Annotated in this window: 2 protein-coding genes; both read left to right on the forward strand. The window is 49.3% G+C overall.

From position 1 onward, the window contains the following. The first annotated feature begins 103 nt into the window (after positions 1-103). A complete protein-coding gene (locus tag F4Y39_11955) occupies positions 104-1,879 on the forward strand; it encodes an ABC transporter ATP-binding protein (GenBank protein ID MYC14432.1) in 1,776 nt (591 codons plus the stop codon). Between the two features lie 4 nt (positions 1,880-1,883). Continuing rightward, the gene (locus tag F4Y39_11960; GenBank protein ID MYC14433.1) at positions 1,884-3,863 is read left to right on the forward strand and encodes an ABC transporter ATP-binding protein; all 1,980 of its coding nucleotides are present in this window, start codon (positions 1,884-1,886) and stop codon (positions 3,861-3,863) included. Positions 3,864-4,332: the final 469 nt, after the last annotated feature.

Consider the following 4,332-nt stretch of genomic DNA (forward strand, 5'->3'; position numbering starts at 1 on the left):
TCTATATCTGTTCTTAAATATTATTTATGTTTCCCCAAAGATGTGTAAATAAAGAAGCGTCGAGATCCAAAAATCTGCAACTTATTTTTCAGATGAGTTCGATATGGCAGATGAGAGCAATACCGACAAGCTGCGCAAGCTCGCGCATTTTGTCACCCCTTACAAATCGCGCCTGATCTTGCTGTTTTGTCTGACGGCGACGATGACGGCACTGAGCATGCTGCCCCCTCTGGTGATGAAGTTTATCATCGATGATGTCATTACCATGGGCAACTGGCATTTGCTGGAAGTGCTTTTGTTTATTTCGATTTGTCTGCCTATCACGTCCGCTGCGATGCGCGTTTGGGTCTCATTCACCAATGCGTATGTGGGGTGGGGGATAACGACGAGTATGCGGAGGTTCACGTATGAGTACATGTTGAAATTGCCCATGCGCTTTTACGACGAGATGGGTACGGGCAAAATTATGTCGCGCATTATGTCTGATATTGCGAGTGTGCGCAGTATGGTGACGTCGCGCATGCTGGGCATTCTTGTTGATTTTGTGTCGTTCTGGGTGGCGCTTGCGCTGTGCATGGGTTTGAATTGGAAGATGGGGTGTCTGCTGCTTTTGCTGATGCCCCTGTATTTTTTCAATTATTACGGGTGGCGCACGCCAATGCGGGAGTCTTACAGTCTCTGGCGCAGAAAGATGGACCAGGTGTCGGTTGGACTACAAGAGCGGTTGTCCGGGGTGCAACTGGTAAAATCTTATGGGCGAGAGCGCAGAGAACACCGCTCATTTGCGGAAGATACGCACGAGAGTTTGGATGCGGCGATGCAGACTGCCACAAATCGCGCGGGCTATATGGCTGGCTCCTGGGGGGTGTCGGGATTGCGCAATACGGTGATTTTTTGTTTGGGCTGTTATTACGTGATTGAGGGCGAGATGACTTATGGGGCTGTGATGGCCTTTTTTTCTTATTCGAGCCGGATGTTTCAGCCCATTCTCAATCTCACGCAGATTGCCATGCGCCTTCAATCCGTGATGGTGTCTGTGGATCGCGTATTGGAAATATTAGATTTTCCCATAGAGATTAAGGACAAGGAAGATGCCGTCGAATTGCCGCCGATAAAAGGGCATATTAAATTTGAAGATGTGCATTTTGAGTACAAAGAGGATGAGCCGGTTTTGAAGGGGATCAACCTGGAGGTACAGCCGGGGCAGATGGTTGCGCTGGTGGGGCATACGGGATGTGGCAAGACGACGTTGACGAGTTTGTTGATGCGCTTTTACGATGTGAAGGAAGGGCGTATTACAATTGATGGCCACGATTTGAGAGATGTGAAGTTGCGGAGCCTGCGTACACAGATCGGCCAGGTGTTGCAAGATTCGGTGATGTTTGATGGGACGATTCGAGAAAATTTGCTATATGGCCGCGCAGATGCCACAGATGCCGAGTTGATTGAGGCGGCGCGTATTGCCGAGATTCACGAATTTATTATGCGTACGCCCGAGGGGTACGATTCGATGCTGGGGAAAGATGGGATTAAACTTTCTGTGGGAGAAAAGCAGCGCCTCGCCATTGCGAGAGCCGTGCTGACCAATCCGTCGGTTTTAATTCTGGATGAAGCGACTTCGTCACTCGATTCTCTATCGGAGGCTCTGATACAAAAGGCGATGACCAGGGTGTTAAAGGAGCGCACGTCCTTTGCCATTGCACACCGATTATCGACGATTGTCAATGCGGATATTATTGTTGTGATGGATCACGGCGAGATTATTGAACAGGGAACGCACAGCGAATTGTTGCAAATACCCGATGGAAAGTATCGCCAGCTTTACGAGCAGCAGGCTGCGGGGTCTATTGAAGAGGCTGTAGAGGCTATGGCGAGTTGAGATTATGGAAAACTTAAAGCGATTTATCCTTTTGTATATCAAGCCGTATTGGGGACGCCTGTTAATGGTCATTGCGATGGCCACTATTACGTCGTCCTATACGTTTTTGCTCGGGTTCATTTCAAAAATTACAGTTGACGAGGTCTTGCAACTCAAGCCCGCAGGTGAAGTCGTTTCAGAAGCCCACATGCAGTCTTTGATTCAGGAGGAGAGGCGCCCAAAGCGAGATCCACAGGCAACGATTCCAGGGCTGGGCAAAGAAGGCGGGATAATGCTGCCCAAGACGCGCACGGAAAAACTGGAATGGTTGGGGTGGATTTTCATTCTCTACCTGGTCGTGAGATCGTTTTTTGCCACGCTCAACTGGTTTTATACGTATAGCATCGCCTATGTGGGGCAGCGGATTGTTTTCCGCATCCGCCTTGCGCTGCACGAGAAAGTGCAGCAGTTGCAGATGACGTTTTTTGATCGCCAGCAAACCGGGCGGATTATGGCGCGCATTTTGGATGATGTGGGGTTATTGCAGAGCGAAATTACGACGACTTTTGTAGAGACGCTGCGGCATGTTGCGCGCATTTTGATGGGTACGGCGATTCTGTTTACGATTGATGTCAAGCTCGCGCTGATGGCTTTTGTTGCATTGCCCGCGTACGTCGTGACCTATAAGGTGTTTCAGCGTCCGATAGCGAATGTTTTTATGCGGTTTCGAGAGGATTATGCTGAGGTTTCTGCGCTGTTGGAAGAACGCTCAAAGGGGATTCGCCTCATCCTGTCTTATGCGCGAGAAAGACGGGAGTTTCGGGACTTTTTCAGGCGTCTGATCGGGTTGTATCGATTGGGCGTCAAGCAGTCTGTTTTGAGTTCTGGTCTGGGGTCAGTCTGTTCGGTTGTGGGAGGGGTTGCAATGGGTCTGATCTTTTATTTTGGCGCGTTGCAGGTTCGCGGCGGTATGATGACGGTTGGAGAATTGGTTTATTTTAGTATGTCGATGGGGAATCTTTTTTCGCCACTGGTTGCTCTTGCCAATGTGAATGCTACGTTGCAACAGATGCTGGTGGTGATCAGTCGCGTGTTTGAGGTGCTGGATGAAGAGGTGATTATTCGGGATAGGGAAGATGCGAAGACCCTCGACAAAGTGCGCGGGCGGGTGTCGTTTCGCAATGTGTCGTTTCGCTATACAGATGCGGGTGATTACGTTCTTCGAGATCTCAAGTTTGTCGTGCGGCCAGGCACTTCGGTGGCCGTGGTTGGGCCTTCGGGTTCGGGGAAGAGTACGCTGGTGAGTTTGTTGATGCGTCTTTATGAACCCACAGAGGGGAAGATTATTCTGGACGATTACGATATACAAGATGTCAAAATTTCTTCATTGCGACAGCACATCAGTATGGTGCCCCAGGAACCCGTTCTGTTTTCCGGGACAATTGCCGATAATATTCGCTACGGTCAGCCCTATACCACGCCCGAGCAGGTGATGGCTGCGGCTAAGGCGGCGGAGTTGCACGATTTTATTATGACGCTGCCAGAGAAATACGAAGCGCCGGTCGAGGAGCGCGGTACCAATTTATCGGGCGGTCAAAAACAGCGTCTGGCTTTTGCGATGGCTGTTGTCACCGATCCCAGTATTCTGATTTTGGACGATACGACCTCTGCGCTGGACGCAAAGACAGAGGCGAAGATTCAAGAGACGCTGGACCATTTGATGGAGGGGCGTACTACTTTTGTGATTACCCACCGGATTTCTACGGCGATGCGAGCAGATCGCATTCTGGTGCTGGACAATGGTCGCATGGCGGGCTGGGGTTTCCACGACGATTTGATAGAAGAGTGCGAGGTCTATCGCTTGCTCTACGAACAGCAACAAAAGCAGAAAGAAGATGCGGCAGATGAATTTATTGAGGGGATTATGACGGCGGTGGAAGATGTTGAAAAGGGGAAGAAGCAACTACAAAAGCAATCACAGATGGACACAGATGGACACAGATGAAAGGTGCAATATAGATAGATGCAGCGCAAGCAGGCGTAGCCAAAATCGCAGGGGCGGTGGCCCGTGCCCACCCGTCATCTCGGCAGGATGTAGAGCCGCGATTCAGTGTTTCCGAACTGTGAATGGGAAGATAATCCATTCACAGTTTTTTTATGCTCAATCTCAAAAACTGCAAAAAAACAGAAATACGCGGTGGAAATCACAAATACGCGGGGATTTTTTGAGTTGAATTTACTGGCGTGACAGTATTATCATAAAAGTGCCGCTGACAAGACCATAGCAAGTCATCTGTCAGCGGCGGTGAGTATCTCAAGATAGGTCTTGAGAAGACTAAACTAAGGTAGCGCCCCAAAGCGCGATTGTCAATGCGAATTAAAGTGCGTGAGGAGCAAGTAATGTTCAATTGATTGGGAATAAGCGAACGATGTTTTCACTTTTTAATTTAATATTTGATCTGGATTTTTCGCGT

Source organism: Gemmatimonadota bacterium, from assembly GCA_009838845.1.
In the GTDB taxonomy this organism is placed as follows: Bacteria; Latescibacterota; UBA2968; order UBA2968; family UBA2968; genus VXRD01.